Raw genomic sequence first — 18,145 nt, 5'->3', positions numbered from 1 at the left:
AATGTAACATACAATATTTAACTGAAATACAAAATATTGTATTTATCAACATAAGAAAGAAACTATATAAAAAAGTATCATAAAATTATTATTGAATTACATTATACGGATTGATTATTTGCTAAATTCCTATGTTTTTCTTTTCTTAATATTGGTATATGAGCAATCACAATTCCAAGTATAGTAATTCCTCCGCCAATTATCGAAACTAAAGTTGGCACTTCTCCTAACCATATCCAAGCAATGAAACACGCAGTTATTGGCGTTAAATATAGAGAACTTGTTGCTTCAGAAGCACCAGCACGAGATATAATATAGGCCAATGCAATATACGGGAGTACTGTTGGAAAGACACCTAAATATATAACGCTCAAGTTAACTTCAAGAGGAGCTGCTAGTATTTCTTGATAAACTCCGGGTAAGAAAATAAGCATACATACAGTACTAGACAAAATTGTATATATGGTAAATGGTAAGAAGCCGTATTTTTCTAAGTAAGATGTTTGGAAAACGAAAAATAGACTTTCTGAAATCGCCGCTAATAATATAAATAATCCCCCGCTATTCAATTGAATAGCATCGCCCTGGCTAAATGAAATTAAGGCAATTCCTGCAAAACTAATTACACCACCAAGCCAACCATTTAATTTCATTTTTTCATTCAAAAAAACAGAAGCAAGAATTGCCGTTACTATTGGAGTGACTGAAATTATTAAACTTGCAGATCCAGCATTTACTGTTTTTTCGCCGTAATTTAATGCGATGTGATAAATAGTAAACCCTAAAGCACCAAATATAAAAATTGCTGGGATATCCTTTAAATCCGGTAGTCGTAGTTTGTATATAAATGAAAATAACAAAAGTATAAATGAGGCGATTAATAAGCGTAGTAAAGTAAGGTGTTCAGGCGTATAAGATTCAAGCCCCATACGAATTGCTGGAAAAGCAGTTCCCCATATAAGAATTGTAAAAGCGTGAGCACATATAATGCGTAAATCCCATTTTTTATTATGCATATTTTCTCTCCTTCCCTAAAAAACCAACCATTTTTAAATTACCAATTATTTCTTTTCATCATATTTAATAGTTGATACAATGTCTTCAACCAGTTATTTATCGGAAAAACCAACCACTTTGAATCTTTTAAATAAACGAAGGAGTTTTTTATATGACGACCGATAAAAAAGTGCCCAAATATCAGCAGATAATAGACTATATGAAAGAAAAAATTGAAAACGGAGAATGGCCAATTGGAAGTAAAATCCCTAGTCAGCGGCAGTTAGCAAAATTATTTCATGTAAATCGAAGTACTGTAATTACTGCGCTAGATGAACTTATAGCAGATGGTTTAATTCAAGGACAAATCGGAGCAGGAACAATTGTAACAAATAATACATGGTCATTATTAGCAACTAATCCTCCGCCCGATTGGAGTGAATATGTAAAAGCCGGTATTCATAAACCAAGTAAGTTAATGGTGCGAGAAATAAATGAAGCAGAAGCAAATAAAACGCTTATCCATCTTAGTAAAGGTGAACTTGCACCTCATCTTTTCCCACTCGAAACTATGCAATCTATAATAAAAAACGTCAGTGAGGAATTAGATTATTTCGGATACGAAGAACAAAAAGGTATTTATCCGTTACGTGAAGCAATAAGCAAATATGTAAGATCATTTGGAATACATGCATCACCGGATTCTATATTAATAGTCTCTGGTGCACTCCAAGCATTACAATTAATATCGATTGGTCTTTTACATAGAAAATCAACTGTTTTACTTGAACAACCTTCTTACTTATATTCACTTCATGTTTTTCAATCAGCAAATATAAATTTATCCGGTATATCAATGGATCATCACGGTATTTTACCTAACGACTTATTAAAACGAATTAAATATAGTCAAAAGAATAATATTTTATATTCAATCCCTTGTTTTCAAAATCCAACGGGGATATTGATGTCCAAAGAGCGAAGAAAAGAAATATTAAAAATATGTGAAAAAGAGCAATTGCCTATCATCGAGGATGATATATACCGAGAGTTATGGCTTGATGAATCACCTCCAGCTCCTTTAAAGTCGATGGATAAACATGGACATGTATTATATATTGGTAGTCTCTCTAAAACACTTAGCCCAGGACTTAGAATTGGATGGATAATCGGACCAGAACCTGTTATTGATAGATTGTCAGATATAAAAATGCAAACAGACTATGGATCCAGCTCTTTATCTCAAAGAGTAGCTGCTGAATGGATAAATGAAGGTTTTTATGAAGAACATGTAGCAAACGTAAGAATGCACCTGAAAGAACGAAGACAAATAATGATACGAGCTTTAAATAAATATTGTGCAGATATTGCATCATGGGATATTCCTAGTGGTGGATTTTTTATATGGCTAAAGGTTATACATAACATTCGGATGAAAAAACTATTTTCAGAGGCACTATCAAAAGGAATTCTTTTAAATCCGGGACGTATTTATGAAGAAGAATCAGATCAGTACATTCGTTTATCATATGGATATGCTACTCCAGAACAAATGACTAACGGAATTAAATTGCTCAGTGAATTAATTCGGAAGTTAACGGCATAAAAAAAAATCCTCTTTTGTTTTTGGAGGATTTTTTTATGTATCTTATTTACCACAATTTCATTTCCTGCCCTAATAAAATAAGCTCTTCATAAGGATCTCCGTCAATATTTAATACTTGAGCAAAAGCAGGTTCTGTTTTTAAACCTTGTTCCTTTAAGCGAATAACTTCTTCCCTTATATGGGGATGCTGCATTAATAGCATGTGCTCCACTATCATGTGTCTATATGCATTTTGATTACGCACTGGCTTCGGTTGAGCAAATAATTCAAATTCAAAACCTTCGAATTCAAAATTCACCTTTATCGATTCAGTACCTTTAATTTTTTTCTTTTTTATGTTGAACCCTCCATAAGAACCATATAAAGATCTCATTTCCTGCTCAAAAACATCAAAATTATATACTTCCATTACAATATCTAAGTCAGATTGAGGAGTATCAATTCTTATAGGGATTGTCCCGCAAAGAACGGGATTATATAAAGCTAAATCCTCCATTATGTTTAGGCTATTCAAAACATCATATATTTTTTGTTGTTTCTCATTGCCAGATTGTAAATATGTAATAGATGTAAACATAGAAGTCTCTCCTTCATTTAACATAATAATCATCTCACTAAATATTAAAATCATTGGGTTTTGTTCTAGGAGTACCTTTATTTCAATATATTAAGCCGAACTAACTATATTTTTCAACTTTTCTCCTATACTGCAATACTATAAAAATAAAAAAGGAGGAATTATTATGAGCATTTTTAACATTCTTTTAACCATACACATCCTATTTGGAACAATATGCTTAATCACTGGTATTGTAGCGATGGTTGCCCAAAAGAAGAAAGGAAAACATACCGAATGGGGCGAAATATATCATGCATCCTATGTTGTCATTACCCTTACGGCAATAATATTATCCATTATCAACTGGGATAAAATCGCATATTTATTTTATGTAGCAATCTTCTCTTATTCATTTGCGATTTATGGATACCTTGCACGAAAAAAACGTTGGAAAAATTGGCTCCATCACCACATTAGAGGCATGTTAGGTTCTTATATTGGTGCAGTCACCGCACTTTTAGTAAATGTCGGCATCCATATTCCCATTATAAATTTACTTCCGCCAATATGGTTTTGGCTTTTACCGACCTTAATTGGTATCCCCCTCGTAGCCAGTGTATCAAAAAAATATAAAAAGCGTAGTTGAAATTAATTACATTTTGATTACTTTCTGATTATTAGAATGAAAAATTATACTCTATGCATCACGAATGATATTATAAGTGCTCGCCCTATGAATATTTAAAATAAAGTGCCGCCCAACTGGACGGCTCTTATTTTCACTTTACAAACGTAACATATTCACCAGAAACCCATTGATTTCCACCAACATTATACCAACCATCTTTATATCCAAACGATTGATATTTTTCACCTTGATACACGTTTTTCACAATGCCGTAATTTGTTCCAGGGCCGGTACGAACACGCAATACATCCGCGATTATAGTAACTACACCTACACCATCATTTGATGATTGTGAAGTTGCTGGTACATTTCCTCCCGTATAACGGATGTATGATGGATCGTTATAAACCCACTGATCGCCACCTAGATTTAACCAACCATTTGTTTGTCCAAATACTTTGTAGGACTCTCCTTTCCCTAATTGACGAATAACGCCATATCCAGTACCAGGTCCTTTTCGTAAATTTACATTACTACCGTTAATATAAGCAACCCCTACATTATCATTCGACGTGGGAGGAGTCACTACGTTTTGAGCACCTTTTCCAAAAGTATCCGTTCCATACCCTTTGTAGTTATATTGCAAATGCGGGCTATCCACAAATCCTTTCCAGTCACCGCCCCATTCGAAACCAATTTGTTTAGCATAACGAATTGCTGAAGCCCACGGTTCTTTATTATAGCCATTCCAATCTTCTGTACCATTCGACTGAATTGGAACAAAATCTAATGCCTGTCCTACTAAGTGATATGAGCGCATCGTTTGTGATGCTCCTTTACGAACATATTCACGTTGTTGCTCGACTGTACGGATTGTTTCATAAATTAATACTTCAATTCCATTGTCGATACAGTACTGATACCACTTAAAAGCTGCAGCTTTCGTATTATCCGCTAATTTATTCAGATTACTTACATTTCTATTGTGGTATTTCAATATGCAACATCTCCTTTTCTATTATCCTATGCAAAACTCGTCTCACGGGTTGTACATATACCTAGAACGATACGAAGTACAAATACATAGGAAGCCAATTCAGCTAAAAAGGTTTTCACTTCTAGCTTCAAACTTTGTAAGTTGAAATCGAAGCAATAAAAAAACCACAACCTAAGTCTTCAAGTTGCGGTTTTTGGTATTTTCTTTTTATATGCTACATGCCTTCTTGCATTGATAATCCTAATATGCAGGTTTTGTAAATTTTTCCTTTATGAATAACACTTCTTATTCATGACTTTTCAAATCCAATAATATTGAATGTAAACGATCCGGATAATTAGTAAACATCCCATCGACTCCCCATGAAAGTAACTTTTTCATATCTTTTTCATTATCTACTGTAAATGGATGAACTTCTAATCCGCTTTTCTTTATTTTCTTTACATAATCTGAATCAATATATTTGTAATTCATACCAAGACCTATGCAGTACGTTTTATACTTTTCTATCTCTAATTCTGTTAATTGAACTGCTTTTTTATAAGGTAATAATTGTACTAAGGATATATTACTATTTAAGCCATGAATCTTTTGTAGACTTTCTTCACTAAACGATTGAATAATAACTTTATCCTGTATTTCATAATGATTAATAATTTCTAATAATTTTTCTTCCATTCCTGGATATTCATTAGGTGATTTTGTTTCGATATAATAGTTCGCATTATGCCCAAACGTTTTAATAATTTCTGTTAATGTTGGGACTTTAACATTTTCAAATTCTTTCTTTGCTAAGTTCGGATATTTTTCATTAAAAAAAGAACCAGCATTTAGTTGCTTTATTTCTTCTAATGTATGCTCTTTCACTAGCCCAGTACCATTTGTTGTACGGTTTAAGGTTTCGTCATGCATTGCCACTAAATGCCCATCTTTTGTCATTTGGAGATCAATTTCTATATAATCTCCATTCATTTGTTGGCCTAATTGATATGCTGCTATTGTATGTTCAGGCGCGAACGCAGAAGCACCTCTATGTGCGATATTTTTTATATGATTTGATTGATTCATAGCTTTAGTATACTTATGTTCATTAATTTTCTGAAAAACAAAGATACTGATTATTATAAAGGCACAAATTATTGTAACGAGATATATCTTTTTCATAACGATTTATAAGCTCCTATATAAAGACAATTTAACTTGAATGATTTACTCAATTAAATGTCGATTTTCCAATACAGTCATTTTGCCGATAGCTTGAAATCCCGATTTTTTATAAATATTGATTCCATCGGTTGAAGCTTGTAATACACAATACGTATTTTTAAATTTTTGTGCTTCTTGCAGTAGGAAATTGAACATAGCAGATCCGAACCCTCGTCCTCTCATTCCTTCTTTCGTTGCTATGTCATAAATACCAATACTATCTTTTGAACATATCAATGAACCAACAGTTACGATTTCACCTTCATAAAACCCTAAAAATAGTTTCATATTCTCACTGTTCCATAAATCAAGATTAGAAATTTGATTATAGAATGCTTGTACATGTATACCTTCTTCTGATGTGCCGAATAGATTAGCTAACGTTTCTCCAAATTTTTTTATTAGTCCAGGTGAAGATGCTTGTTGAATTGTAAAACTTACTGGCATGTGTATTGTTGGAGAAATTGTTTTTAAGTCTGCTACCATCGCAATATTTTGCTCCGCTTCTTTTAAACCGATTTTATTTAACCCGCTTTGTATATCCCGCTCTTGCTCCTCATCCCATAACCAAACACTCATTGGAAATTTCTTTTGATTATAGTATTCTACCTCCTTATATAATTTCTCGACCCTTCCGTTAAATTATTGTTCAGTAGAGTAATGATATTGAATGTATCGGCAGGTAATCCACAATCAACAGCAATATAATCTTTCGTTTCTTTTATACTCATTCCGGGCACAAATTGCGCAACATATGAAGTTTTAAATGCAAAGTTATCTATTAGTAATTGTTTATAATTCATCAATAGTTCTCCTTTTCATAAAAAGTAATACTCGAATCCCTCTATATTAAATATAACATATTAGAAATTTACCTTTTTTTATAAAAAGTACCTCTTTAAATTGTGCTCTATAGTTTAAAATAATTAAAAATGATATAACGTTGTCGGAATGAAAAAAGTGGTATATAATAAATATTAACATTACTAGTAATTATTTTAGGTATTCCTAGAATAAAGGAGCGATACATATGAAAATTACTATTTATTTCGGAAGTCATGAAGATCAAGATGTTCGTACTATGGACTGTCATTTAGATGTAGAAGATACAGAAGAGATTGTTTCTGTATCATAATATAAATAGTTAGGATAAACCCCATTCCCTACAGCGTTTAAGGCACCTTTTATAAGGTGTCTTTTTTGTTATATTTTCATCAAAAACCCTTTACTTTATAGCGTTTTAATAGTAAAATATAAATATACGAACAAACGTTCTTTTTTATTTTAAACGTACATGAAGGGATGATTTTAACAATGGCTCCATTAAAGCGCAGAGGAAGAAAAAAGCAAGCACCTATTATTTCAAATACAGGCTTTATCGGCTCTGTCTTTATTGATACATTGGAGTTACAAAAGAAATCCTATTATTTCGCTCGTAAAAAACTTCAAATTGTTCATCACGTATTAGATGGTCTCTCTGGAGCAACAAGCGCTTTGTTTAAAGAACATAACATTTCAGCATACATGTCATGTGTGTATTTACATAAACAAAAGAAAATTGGCTTTGTTCTTTCAACGAAACCATTTGAACAAAGTGATGGCGTTGCTTATTTTGTAAATTATTTAATCGAAAAGAATTTTTATGGCGGCCATGATGAAGATGTAGAATATCAAGAAGTATTTAATACAGGTTTTATCGGTGTAGTATTCGCTGATTTATCTAGTATAGATCGCTTTAATTTCGAGTTTGAAATGGGTATGCTAACAAAATTAATGAAAGATATGATTATTCCAGTTAAAGAACTCTTTTTACGCCATAATGTACCGGCTTACATCTCCACTTCTCATTTAGAAGAACAAAACAAATTAGGTTTCGTTCTCTCTGTAAAGCCATATGACGAACGCGCTGAAGCAGATTTATATTTTGAAGCATATTTAAAAGAACGAGGATTATTTATTGGTGATGAAGAAGATGAAATTGATAAGATCGTTATTAGAAAAACAGCTGAATTACGATAGAAAAGCGCAGGATGCTGATCCTGCGCTTTTTAAGTTACGTTAAACACTATAATCTTTTGAATGAATTTCTAAATTAAACTTATTTGCTAAAATTTTATTCAAAGTAAAAAATACAATCCCCCCTGCAATGGGAAGCGTGTAGGCTGGAATGAAATTTAATAATAGTCCTGATATTGCAAGTGCTATTGGTTGCATTATTTTACCTAAGCTTAATCCAATACTAAGAACTCTTCCTCTATATTCTTCAGGAATCTCATTTTGCATGAAATACATTAAAGGAATATCAATTTGTGCTATCATAAATCCTAAAAAGAACATAATCATGCAATACGTAGTAACATATACCAAATTATTTACTACAATAGATTTAAATAAAACAGGTATCCCTGAAACTATCATAAAAATTGCCAACATAAAACTTATTTTTTTCAATAGATAAGAATAAGAATAACAATCAGTTATCTTTTTCACTAATATTGCACCAACTATCATACCTATCGGAAAAGTCCCTTGAATCATACCAAATTGCTTAGAATTAAGATTGAGAACTGTGTTAATAATGTATGGCAACGGAACGGTTACAGCAAAGCCTAAAAAGAAATTAAGGGAAATTAAAATACTAAAAGTATTTTTTAAGCTTTTCCGCTCCAATAAGTAAGAGTATCCCTCCTTTATATCTTCAATAAAATTAATTTCTCTAATTGAACATTCCTCATTTATGTTTTGCTCGCACAATTTAAAGTTTATAAACAATATGGATATAGCCGAAAGGATAAATGAAATACCGTTAATAATTATAAAAGTTTTCATATCAAAGACTGCAAAAACAATACCCCCTAACATAGGCCCTAAAATTAAAGATATAGAATCAATAATTTTACTTATAGAATTAATACTCATTAACCGTTCTTTAGTAACCATATTCGGTTTTACGGCCTCTAATCCTATTCCAAAAAACGTTGTAAATACGGTCATAAGAAAGGTAGTAGTATAAATAATGAATAAGTTTAATCCATAATAGTTGCTTAATATATAAACAGTTATTAATAAGCACCCGCTTAATACATCCATGCAAACGACGAGTTTCTTTTTATCAACCTTATCAGCAATGACACCGGCAAATGGATTCATAACGATCATTGGAATCGTTCCTAAAATAAGCGTAATCGCGAAATTTAAAGCAGATCCGGTTATTTGTAATACATACAATCCTAATGCGAAACTATAAATAGAGCTACCAAATAGTGATACTGTTTTTGCAATTGAATATAAACAAATATTTCTTAGTTCTTGGTTTCTATTTTTATTTTCTATATGTAATCGTAAACTTCCCATCATTTTCCCCCCTGCATAACTTTGTATTACGTACATTGTAAGTTCTTGGGTCAGCCCAATAGCAATATGTACGATTTGAAAAGTTTTAAGGGAAAATAAATAAAAGATGGAGTTAACCCCATCTTTTTCCGAAAAATGAATATGTATAAATTTCTTCTCCTTGAACAAAGAAATCCTCGTACTTTCCGCCTCTTTTTAAATAATTTGAAGTGCTTTCATCAATCGATTGAAACTGTAAATTTTGGATTTCTTTCGTTACTTTTGCAGATGTAAAATTCCCTCGGAGTCTAGGTGCAATTTGGCTATTTATGCTGAATTTATTAAATAAAATAAATGAACTTAATAAATAACAATTGTTTTTAAAAAGGGAATTTAATTCGCGCAATAAGAACTCCTCATGTTCAAAACTATAATTACTTGTACCTGATTGATCAATTACAATATCAATAGAACTACTCTGAATAGGTATGTTTAGAAAGTCGGCACAAATAAATACAATATTTCTTTTCACATTTCTTCTCTCAATTACATCTTTTAAAAGTAAAAGTTTATTCAAATCTCGATCAACAGCAATATAAAAACAATCTTCCGGTAGTTCTTCATAAATATTTCGTAAAAAGAACCCAATACCAGACCCTAAATCAAGTAGTATTTTTTCATTTAAATCTAGTTGCATTAGTTTCTTTTTTGACCATTCTCCTCCTCTTTGAACATTTTCCAAAAAAGCAGTATCGGTTTCATGGATATAATCCGAAATAGAATCTTCAAGTGATGTCTTTTCATACGCTTTCAACGAGTTACCAGCTGTTAAAACCCCTGAAATAATCGCGTATTCTTCACCACAATTACAAATTAACTTTCCTTCAATAATTTGATTCTTATTAATAATCCCATCTTCAAGAATTAAATTTCCGTTACACTTAACACATTTAAATAAATGAAGTACTTTTAAATCTACCCCTAAAATTGAACTCGAGATTTCAGTTTCTATAGATAAATTATGTAACGCTTCCTTTAATTTATCCCGTTTCTTCTCCAAAAGTTCTATTTCCTGTTCCATTTCGTCATATTTTAGTTTAAATAAAGATTGGTAAAAGGTAATTTTTTCGTAATTCATAGATTTCGCTAAATTTTTATAAAAAAATAGTTCTTTAATTTCATTCAAGCTAAACCCTAAATCTTTATAATGTAATATAAGTTCTAAATCTCTTTGACAATACTCATCAAAAAAATAGTGCCCTCCTTTTTTTTCAGGAATAATGAGACTGAGATCCATATAATGTCTAATTGTATCAATACTTATGTTATTTACTTCACCAAACTTACCGATTTTCATAATATCCCTACCATTTAAATATTTTTTTATATAGATTTCTATTTTTATCTTTAAAAATCCTTTCACCTTTTTTTATCAGCATTATTTACGGAATAAACAAATAGTATTATTTATATTGTTGTGCCTAATAATATAACATGCAACTTTTGGTTTTATGTATGTTAAATTGTCAGTATCAAAATTATTAAACCTAAATAGATTTATTACTCTCTACTTAATGAAATGTACCTATAAACGGACATTATAGCATCGCTTTATTGAATTGTTGGAGTAGGATTACTGTAGAAGGTTACATAGGGAGAGCGTCAGGAAAATGCCGATTTACAATGATAAGGGAATTCCAAATTAAAAAGCGCAATTTCTCTGCAAATCAAAACAGAGAAATTGCGCTTTTTAATTATTTCATTTCTTTATTGAATTCATTAACTGGAAGAAGTATTCAGGTTTATGAGTCTTATTTAGGTTATACCATGAATGTAATGCATCTGGTGTAAATACATCTATTTTTTTCAGTACCTCCCTTGCAAATTCCAGAGGAGCTATTCCTGATGCAGTAACTAAATTCGCATCAGATACCGCAGATCCCAACTCATAAAACTTTTCTCCTTTATAGTTAGGACATACCATTTTAGTATATTCTAAGTTATTACTTGTATGCTTTCTAGTATCCAAGTATCCCATATTCGCTAGGGCATCAGTTGCACCACAAATTGCAGCAACAATAGTGCCAATCTTTAGAGCTTGGCCAATTCTTTCCAAGATAGGTTGATGAATTTCTTCGCTCCAAGTAGTCCCTCCTGGTAAAATTAAAAGATCTTTACTCTCAAGAGTACATTCATCAAGGGAAATATCTGGTTTTATGCTCAGTTCTCCCATAGTAGTAATCATTTCTTTATTAGCTCCTACTGTAATTACTTTTAAAGGTGCTAAATCTTTTTTGAAATATCTTCCTGAGTTTAGTTCAGCAATTAAATATCCATATTCCCAGTCCGACATTGTATTAAATACATATAGAAAAACTTTTTTTGTTTGCATCCAATAACACTCCAATCACAATTTATACAGCTATTATAATATAACTTCCCTGACAGTTAACGTCAGGGAAGTTATCATACTTGATGAAATTTTATTAGTTCCGACAGAACTTCAATAAGTCTTTTCTTAAGACTTATTGGCTCAATAACTTTAATAGATTTATTGTACGATAAAAGTAAATAAGGTACATATGTATGTATCATATCTTTTTCAAGAAGAAAAACAGCTTGATTTGAAGTCCGTTCTTGTAAATAATGTCCTAAAAACCAATGTTGGCAAATATCAGCTAATACATTTTTATCCCCATTAATAACCAAAGAAATAATATCTTTCTTATCTTCTATAGTTGGAAGAAGACTTTTTATAAAAAAGTCCCGTGCTGAAAAATTTTCTGGCCGGTTAAACTTATTTTCCGTTAACATTAAACTTTCAATTCGATCTACTCTAAAACTACGGATATCATTCCTAAGATGACAAAATCCAATCACATACCATTTATTATTCCAATAGATAATTCTGTATGGATCGACCAATCTATAATTTAATTTCTTTTCACCATTTTTATGGTAAAGAATTTTTACTGAGTACCCGTCAGCTACGGCCTGCTCCAACTCCTTCAAAAAAGTTTCTATAGAGAGCGGACTTAATCGACTTATTACTTCAAGACTAGTTAAATGTTGATTTATCTTTGTTTCCTGCTCTTGATTTGAGTATTTACTTAGTTTTGAAATGGCCCTATTTAATGCTTCACCTCCATAATACCCGGCTTCTTCTGCAAAAACAGCAGCATGAAATAGTGAAGTTTGCTCCTCAAAATCAAAAAAAAGAGGGACTTCAATAAAATTGTTCAATAAAGTGTATCCGCCGTTATGTCCTGGTTCTGAAATTATAGGTACTCCACTAGTTGAAATTGTATCAATATAACGATACACAGTCCTTATATTCATCTCTAACTTTTCTGAAATTTGTTTTGCAGTAATTTTTTCACCTGAACGAAGCATCCAAAGAATTGCTAACATATTGTCAATTTTAGGCATATAATTTCACCTCTATATGAAACTTATTTTCTATTATAAATTTCCGATTTTCGGTATAACTCATCAATTGTTCCTTAAACTTTTTCTTCAAAAATAATATCCATTCTGATTTCGTTCAGTTGCTGAAATTGCCTTGAAGAATTCTGTTTAATTGAACTGACACGTATAATAGCATAAATGGTACTGCAAGCGTAACTAGTTTCCTTACTTTTATATTAACCTTTCCCCTTGAAACTAAAGATATATCTTTTATATACTATTGGTTAAATTTGGATGGATGAATATTATTTTATATTGAAAAAATAAATACGTCAAAATTATTTTACGGAAATTATAAAAATCATATTATATATAGATTAGTAAACTACTGAAACAATGCCCCCTAAAAGCGAAAAACGTGTTTCTATCTGTGAATTTATAAGAAAGGATGACGTTTTTATTTCTATTTGTATGTGTGATAAATTACACCTATTTCCTTGAGAATTTTAAAAATCCTCATCCCCAATACCATACGAGTTGTTGCTACGGGTCTTGGTTTTGTACAAAAAATCGATAGAAACCAAGAAAATGATTTTATATCTTTTTATGTTTAGAGGAATTAAAAAATCACTACACCTCCTTCATATACGTGTAATATACAGGGATTTATAACTTGATATAGAACATAAAAAGGAGATGTTTATATTATAAATAAAATGATATACATAAGTGGAGGGTTAGAAAATGAAAATTGCAATAGTCTGCTTCGATAACTTTACTGATATAGATGTTTTTCTACCATGGGATTTATTAAATCGTGTACGTTTAGTCGGTGGTCTTTCTGATTGGGATGTACAGCTTTTAGGAACAGAAGAAACTCATATATCTATGTCTGGCTTGCGTATTCCCATGACAGGAAGCATATCTGATATCCCTTTTGCCGACGCTGTAATATTTGCAAGTGGTAAAGGTGTAAAGGATTTATATAAAAATCAACAATATATTAATAGCATTCATGTAGATCCTCAAAGACAATTAATAGGATCTATGTGTTCTGGTTCACTACTATTAGGGGCTAAAAAATTACTAACTGGTAAAAAAGCTACTACATATCCCTCAGCAGTAGAACAACTTAAAGAATTTGGTGTAGACGTTATTGAGAAAAGTTTCGTAAACGAAGGAAATATCTCGACTGCTGCAGGTTGTTTTGCTGCTCAAGAACTATCAGCTTGGATTATAAGGACCCTACTTAATGAAGAAATGGTTGATATTGTACTAGAAACTGTTCAGCCAGTAGGAAAAGGTTTATATTTTTAATCTCAAATCAAGTCAAGAAATTGTGGTTGCTCCCCAAAAATGATAAAATAAGATTTTTGTTTCGAGTTAACACAAATTTCGTTCTAGAGCGCTATAAAACTTCAACTTGATGGTGGCGTGGTATGCACCATTTATAAATAAAAAAACCCGCGTATCATTCACGGGTTTTCTTCTTAATAACTAATTGCTATTGTACCTTCACCTGCATGAACTGCAAATGAAATTGGTAATGGATATAGTTTGAAATCCATTTCAGGGAATGCTTGTCTAATATCTGCAATCCATTCTTCAGCTCCATCTTTATCGTTAGCATGGAACATGTGAAGTACTTTTGGCAATTCTTTTTCAAGTTCATTTTTAATGTATTCTCGGCATTTTTGGATTTTACGTACTTTCTTTTCAAGTAAAAGCTCTCCACCTTTTACTTCTAATATTAAGTTGACACTTAATAAACTTCCAAGTAAAAATTGAACTCCCTTTACACGTCCACTTGCATAAAGGCCTTTTAAACTTTTCGGGAATACATGGAAAGGTCTTCTTTTTTCATCTACTAATGTTTTGTGTATATCTTGTAAAGTCATACCATCATTGTATAACGATTTCGCTTTTCTAATTAGTTCATCCATTGGATAACTTGTTGTTTCGCTATCTAATACCGTTAATGGGAAACCTGCCATTTCTGCAGCTAACTTCATGTTTTGATAGGTTCCACTTACTTTTCCGCTAATAGCAACTGCAAATCCTTCTTCATATTCTTCTTTGCATTTCGAAAATAACTCTACCATTTCCCCTATGTTAGGCTGTGATGTAGTGACAGTTTTACCTTCGTTCAAAGCATTATAAACGCGCTCACGCACACCTTCTTCACAATCTTTGTACGACACACCATCAATAATAACTTCAATTGGGATAACAAAGTTATCTCCTTCTGTTTTAAAACTCGCAGTTGTACTATCAGTAATCCAAGCAACACGATTCATGTTGTTCCTCCCTTAATTCAATTCCTCTTTTCTAATTTTTCTATATATTTATGTTATGAAAAGAGAATATCCCTGTAATAGTAACAGGACTTTATTGTTTTGGCTATAGTAGATGCATATTAAATGTGACTATTTCTTGTCTATTTCACAAATAAAAAAGAAAATCAAGGAATTTGCTCGATTTTCTTCTTATCATATACTATTTAAAAGTTTCATTATCTAAAATTACTACATAATCATTCGTTAATCGTCCAGCTTCTTTTGTATAACTAACAAGCTTTTGTATATTATCACAGCAAATTTTTGCTCCCCATACGAGTAACGGTACGCCAATAAAATCAATATGGAACCTTCTAGAAAACAGCCCACCGAAAGTCATCGGTAAAGGCACTGTTGGTGATGTATTAGAAAATATAATCTTTTCATGGCTTTGATAATGTTTTTGCAAGATTTCTCCTAAATGCTTCATCGCAGGTACAACAACTTTTGATGCGCCGCATCCAATCGTATATACAGGATGACCATGTTCATCGATTCCATGAAAAATAATTTTTCCCATATCTTCTGTTTTCAATTTATTAAAGTAATCTACATTCAAAATTTCTTCTTTCGTTAACTTACGATCCGTTGGTAGTTTATTTAAATGATACGCTGCAGCTAGTGAGGTAGTATGTGTTCCACCAAAATCTGTGTAAATGTATATCATATTATCATCCCTTGTTGTAAAAGTTCAATGTTAATTAGTATTACCGTTCTTAGCAATGTTAAACAAGGGATGTTATTTGTCCCATATGAATAATGGACTGGATTGTTACAAAGCACAACAAAGCCGGAATGAGCCAAATACGGTTTATTTTCACTTTTCGTTCTTTACTTTGCATCAAAACAATAATAAGAACAACAAGTAAAATATCCATTTAGAATCCTCCTATAAACTTGCTTATCTTTAAAGATTATATTCTCCTCTTTTCACTCCATACTTGAAATACGATAGCTACTTTCAAGTGTAAGATGGAAAATGTGATTTCTCATCAGCCTTAAGCATTATTTATAAAAATAAAAAAGACGTACTTTTTACTCGTACGCCTTTAATAACTCGTTTAAACTCCTATTTATCAACTAATTCCACACCTTTAGAATTAGTTTTACCCAACACTCGAATGTTAAATTTATTAATGGCTTTTAAAAAGATATTATAAATACAATATCCAAAAATAGAACCTAGAACATTACAAATCACATCATCAATATCAGTAATACGTCCCACTCCACTAAATAAAGACTCAATTAATTGTAGCAATTCAATACTAGCTGATATAGAAAATCCTAATAAAATTGTATTTTTGAATTTCTTATATTTATCCCATAGGATAGGTGCTAAAAATCCTAAAGGCATTAATAATAAAATATTCCCGCCTACATTTCTTACAATTAGCCCAATCATAAATAGGGCATCTCCATCATAAGCACTACCAATTTGATTGATGTCTTTAATAATTGATGCAAATGGTATTATATTGACCGAGCGATTCAGATTTTCAATATTAGAAGGAAAACCGATTGGTAAAGGGAATAAAGTTACTGCAACAACCATACAAATGTAAACCACGAATAAAAAACTTACTATTTCTTTCCACCAAATCACATGTTTTTTATTTTTGGTACCAATTAATATTCCACGTACAATTAAATAACAAATAACCCCTAAAATAATAAACAAACTACCGTTGATCATATACAAATTGTTAACACATCCTTTCATATGAATTAATAATTTAAATTTACAATTATATAGTAATATTTTTTAATTTAAAAATCCATATAAACATATGTAATTGTGCAGAATTACAAAAACCCCTTATTTAATAAATAAAGGGTTCCTCGTTAACTAAAATATTTTTCAGAACAGAAACAATCATAAACCCGTTTAAATTATTTTCGTATCTCTTCTTTTATATCCATATAATTAAAAAGCTCTTTCTATTTCTGTCATTAATTTTTCAGGTCCTGCCTCTTTATTCGATGGAATAACTAAAGTGATTCCTAATTCTGGATATATGGCCGAGCGAAAACTGACGCCTGGATCATATCCCATTACATGATATTTGAATACCTTGTTTTCTCGTGTTTCAATCCATATTCCATATCCGTAAGACTGTTTATCATTTACATGAATGTGGGGAGTTAAAAGTAACTTTGTATATTCCTTTCCTAAAATTTCATTATTAAATAGTGCCGCCCAAAATTTCAACATGTCTGGTGCAGTAACATATGCACCTCCATCAGCCCCTCCTTTTATTGGTATAGAGTAAGCGTTTGTTCTCCAATTTTGGTTGGTTTCGTCCTTTATATATCCTAGAGCTGTATGTCTTGGTAATTTATCTAACGAAAAATAGCCAGAATCATTCATGCTAATCGAATTAAAAATGTTTGTTTCTATATACTCCGTAAATTTAAGTCCCGTCTGTTCTTCTATTATTAATCCAAGTATGATAAAACCTGCGTTGTTGTAGTGAAACTTACTCCCAGGTGCAAACATCATATTACTGTTTTGGAATAATGGTAAAAAGTCTTTTAAGCTCTTTAATAGATACATAGGTGTTTGTTTCCAAAGATCCTCGAAGTTATCTATAATACTTTCATCAAAATAATCTGGTATACCAGAGCTATGCGTTAGTAGTTGATGTATTGTAATATCTTCATCGAAGTTTGGAAGTTTTATCTCTAGACAATCCTTTAATTTTGTATGAAAAGAAATAACACCTTTTTCAACAAGTTGACAGATTCCAATTGCAGTGAAAATTTTACATCCTGAGGCAATGCCGAATCTTGTTTGTATCGTATTGTTTATACATTCACTTTTGTTTGCGTAACCCATTGCTTTTTCATAGATTAAGTCTTTTTCTTTTTTTACTAAAACTACTCCAGAGAAATCTATTTTCTTTTGTATTTCTTTTACAATTCTATTAATTTCATCTTTTGTTTTTATCACGACAACCACCCTTGTCTTTCGGTATTGTTCTTTACCCTTATTAATTTTTCCATATAAAAGAGAAAGAACCCTTTTATTAAATACGATAAATTGTTAATGAGAACACAAAGTTCATTTCGAATG

The 18,145-nt window shown here is 31.4% G+C and carries 17 protein-coding genes and 1 pseudogene; 4 read left to right on the top strand and 14 right to left on the bottom strand.

The features are described 5' to 3' along the window. Positions 1-101 precede the first annotated feature (101 nt). Positions 102-1,016, bottom strand: coding sequence for a DMT family transporter (locus ACUN13_RS15075; RefSeq protein WP_000551622.1), 915 nt, complete (start codon positions 1,014-1,016; stop codon positions 102-104). Positions 1,017-1,168: 152 nt separating this feature from the next. Between ACUN13_RS15075 and norG the strand changes: the two genes are divergently transcribed. After that, a complete protein-coding gene (gene norG / locus ACUN13_RS15070) occupies positions 1,169-2,602 on the top strand; it encodes an efflux pump transcription regulator NorG (RefSeq protein ID WP_409532056.1) in 1,434 nt (477 codons plus the stop codon). A 46-nt stretch (positions 2,603-2,648) separates the two neighbouring features. On the opposite strand, the gene ACUN13_RS15065 is transcribed toward norG, so the two are convergent. Continuing rightward, on the bottom strand, positions 2,649-3,179 hold the full coding sequence (locus tag ACUN13_RS15065; protein WP_000495197.1) for a DUF4269 domain-containing protein: 531 nt from the start codon (positions 3,177-3,179) through the stop codon (positions 2,649-2,651). A gap of 166 nt (positions 3,180-3,345) precedes the next feature. Between ACUN13_RS15065 and ACUN13_RS15060 the strand changes: the two genes are divergently transcribed. Continuing rightward, positions 3,346-3,807, top strand: a complete 462-nt coding sequence (locus ACUN13_RS15060; protein WP_438906194.1) for a DUF2306 domain-containing protein — start codon at positions 3,346-3,348, stop codon at positions 3,805-3,807. A 133-nt stretch (positions 3,808-3,940) separates the two neighbouring features. Here the strand turns inward: ACUN13_RS15060 and ACUN13_RS15055 are convergent, their stop codons facing one another. The 3 genes and pseudogenes from ACUN13_RS15055 to ACUN13_RS15045 form a co-directional block, all read right to left on the bottom strand. Next, positions 3,941-4,786, bottom strand: a complete 846-nt coding sequence (locus ACUN13_RS15055; protein WP_000873738.1) for an SH3 domain-containing protein — start codon at positions 4,784-4,786, stop codon at positions 3,941-3,943. Positions 4,787-5,071: 285 nt separating this feature from the next. Further along, the gene (locus tag ACUN13_RS15050) at positions 5,072-5,950 is read right to left on the bottom strand and encodes a glycerophosphodiester phosphodiesterase (RefSeq protein ID WP_242278185.1); all 879 of its coding nucleotides are present in this window, start codon (positions 5,948-5,950) and stop codon (positions 5,072-5,074) included. A 45-nt stretch (positions 5,951-5,995) separates the two neighbouring features. Further along, positions 5,996-6,795, bottom strand: a pseudogene (locus ACUN13_RS15045) (GNAT family N-acetyltransferase). A gap of 511 nt (positions 6,796-7,306) precedes the next feature. On the opposite strand from ACUN13_RS15045, the gene ACUN13_RS15040 reads away from it, so the two are divergent. Beyond that, positions 7,307-8,011: a hypothetical protein gene (locus ACUN13_RS15040; protein WP_000035356.1), complete on the top strand. Its 705-nt coding sequence runs from the start codon at positions 7,307-7,309 to the stop codon at positions 8,009-8,011. A gap of 39 nt (positions 8,012-8,050) precedes the next feature. On the opposite strand, the gene ACUN13_RS15035 is transcribed toward ACUN13_RS15040, so the two are convergent. The 4 genes from ACUN13_RS15035 to ACUN13_RS15020 form a co-directional block, all read right to left on the bottom strand. After that, positions 8,051-9,346, bottom strand: a complete 1,296-nt coding sequence (locus tag ACUN13_RS15035; RefSeq protein ID WP_025687543.1) for an MFS transporter — start codon at positions 9,344-9,346, stop codon at positions 8,051-8,053. Positions 9,347-9,458: 112 nt separating this feature from the next. Next, positions 9,459-10,682 (bottom strand): methyltransferase domain-containing protein, encoded by a 1,224-nt coding sequence (locus tag ACUN13_RS15030; RefSeq protein WP_409532054.1) that lies wholly within the window; start codon positions 10,680-10,682, stop codon positions 9,459-9,461. Positions 10,683-11,084: 402 nt separating this feature from the next. Continuing rightward, a complete protein-coding gene (locus ACUN13_RS15025) occupies positions 11,085-11,717 on the bottom strand; it encodes a type 1 glutamine amidotransferase family protein (RefSeq protein WP_409532052.1) in 633 nt (210 codons plus the stop codon). Between the two features lie 74 nt (positions 11,718-11,791). After that, entirely contained in the window at positions 11,792-12,754 is a 963-nt protein-coding gene (locus ACUN13_RS15020; RefSeq protein WP_075677076.1) for a helix-turn-helix transcriptional regulator, read from the bottom strand. A 723-nt stretch (positions 12,755-13,477) separates the two neighbouring features. Between ACUN13_RS15020 and ACUN13_RS15015 the strand changes: the two genes are divergently transcribed. Further along, positions 13,478-14,050 carry a DJ-1/PfpI family protein gene (locus tag ACUN13_RS15015; RefSeq protein WP_000684454.1) on the top strand — a complete coding sequence of 191 codons (573 nt, stop codon included), beginning with the start codon at positions 13,478-13,480 and terminating at the stop codon, positions 14,048-14,050. 173 nt (positions 14,051-14,223) lie between these two features. Here ACUN13_RS15015 and ACUN13_RS15010 read toward each other — a convergent pair whose 3' ends face one another. The 5 genes from ACUN13_RS15010 to ACUN13_RS14990 all read right to left on the bottom strand — a co-directional run bounded on the left by ACUN13_RS15010 (position 14,224) and on the right by ACUN13_RS14990 (position 18,022). After that, the gene (locus ACUN13_RS15010; protein ID WP_075677074.1) at positions 14,224-15,030 is read right to left on the bottom strand and encodes a DegV family protein; all 807 of its coding nucleotides are present in this window, start codon (positions 15,028-15,030) and stop codon (positions 14,224-14,226) included. Positions 15,031-15,229: 199 nt separating this feature from the next. Next, positions 15,230-15,736: a DUF3189 family protein gene (locus ACUN13_RS15005; protein WP_409532049.1), complete on the bottom strand. Its 507-nt coding sequence runs from the start codon at positions 15,734-15,736 to the stop codon at positions 15,230-15,232. Between the two features lie 58 nt (positions 15,737-15,794). Next, complete coding sequence (locus tag ACUN13_RS15000; protein WP_000353713.1) at positions 15,795-15,947, bottom strand: hypothetical protein; 153 nt, start codon at positions 15,945-15,947, stop codon at positions 15,795-15,797. 191 nt (positions 15,948-16,138) lie between these two features. Continuing rightward, positions 16,139-16,771 carry a VanZ family protein gene (locus tag ACUN13_RS14995; protein WP_048519293.1) on the bottom strand — a complete coding sequence of 211 codons (633 nt, stop codon included), beginning with the start codon at positions 16,769-16,771 and terminating at the stop codon, positions 16,139-16,141. Between the two features lie 225 nt (positions 16,772-16,996). Further along, positions 16,997-18,022, bottom strand: coding sequence for a serine hydrolase domain-containing protein (locus tag ACUN13_RS14990; protein ID WP_409532047.1), 1,026 nt, complete (start codon positions 18,020-18,022; stop codon positions 16,997-16,999). Positions 18,023-18,145 lie beyond the last annotated feature (123 nt).

Source organism: Bacillus cereus group sp. Bce041 (assembly GCF_052646455.1).
This window is presented reverse-complemented; position numbering and strand designations above follow the sequence as displayed.

Coding starts and splice junctions, on each gene's coding strand:
- ACUN13_RS15075 (WP_000551622.1), bottom strand. CDS start 1,016: ATGCATAATAAAAAATGGGATTTACGCATTATATGTGCTCACGCTTTT.
- norG (WP_409532056.1), top strand. CDS start 1,169: ATGACGACCGATAAAAAAGTGCCCAAATATCAGCAGATAATAGACTAT.
- ACUN13_RS15065 (WP_000495197.1), bottom strand. CDS start 3,179: ATGTTTACATCTATTACATATTTACAATCTGGCAATGAGAAACAACAA.
- ACUN13_RS15060 (WP_438906194.1), top strand. CDS start 3,346: ATGAGCATTTTTAACATTCTTTTAACCATACACATCCTATTTGGAACA.
- ACUN13_RS15050 (WP_242278185.1), bottom strand. CDS start 5,950: ATGAAAAAGATATATCTCGTTACAATAATTTGTGCCTTTATAATAATC.
- ACUN13_RS15040 (WP_000035356.1), top strand. CDS start 7,307: ATGGCTCCATTAAAGCGCAGAGGAAGAAAAAAGCAAGCACCTATTATT.
- ACUN13_RS15035 (WP_025687543.1), bottom strand. CDS start 9,346: ATGGGAAGTTTACGATTACATATAGAAAATAAAAATAGAAACCAAGAA.
- ACUN13_RS15030 (WP_409532054.1), bottom strand. CDS start 10,682: ATGAAAATCGGTAAGTTTGGTGAAGTAAATAACATAAGTATTGATACA.
- ACUN13_RS15025 (WP_409532052.1), bottom strand. CDS start 11,717: ATGCAAACAAAAAAAGTTTTTCTATATGTATTTAATACAATGTCGGAC.
- ACUN13_RS15020 (WP_075677076.1), bottom strand. CDS start 12,754: ATGCCTAAAATTGACAATATGTTAGCAATTCTTTGGATGCTTCGTTCA.
- ACUN13_RS15015 (WP_000684454.1), top strand. CDS start 13,478: ATGAAAATTGCAATAGTCTGCTTCGATAACTTTACTGATATAGATGTT.
- ACUN13_RS15010 (WP_075677074.1), bottom strand. CDS start 15,030: ATGAATCGTGTTGCTTGGATTACTGATAGTACAACTGCGAGTTTTAAA.
- ACUN13_RS15005 (WP_409532049.1), bottom strand. CDS start 15,736: ATGATATACATTTACACAGATTTTGGTGGAACACATACTACCTCACTA.
- ACUN13_RS15000 (WP_000353713.1), bottom strand. CDS start 15,947: ATGGATATTTTACTTGTTGTTCTTATTATTGTTTTGATGCAAAGTAAA.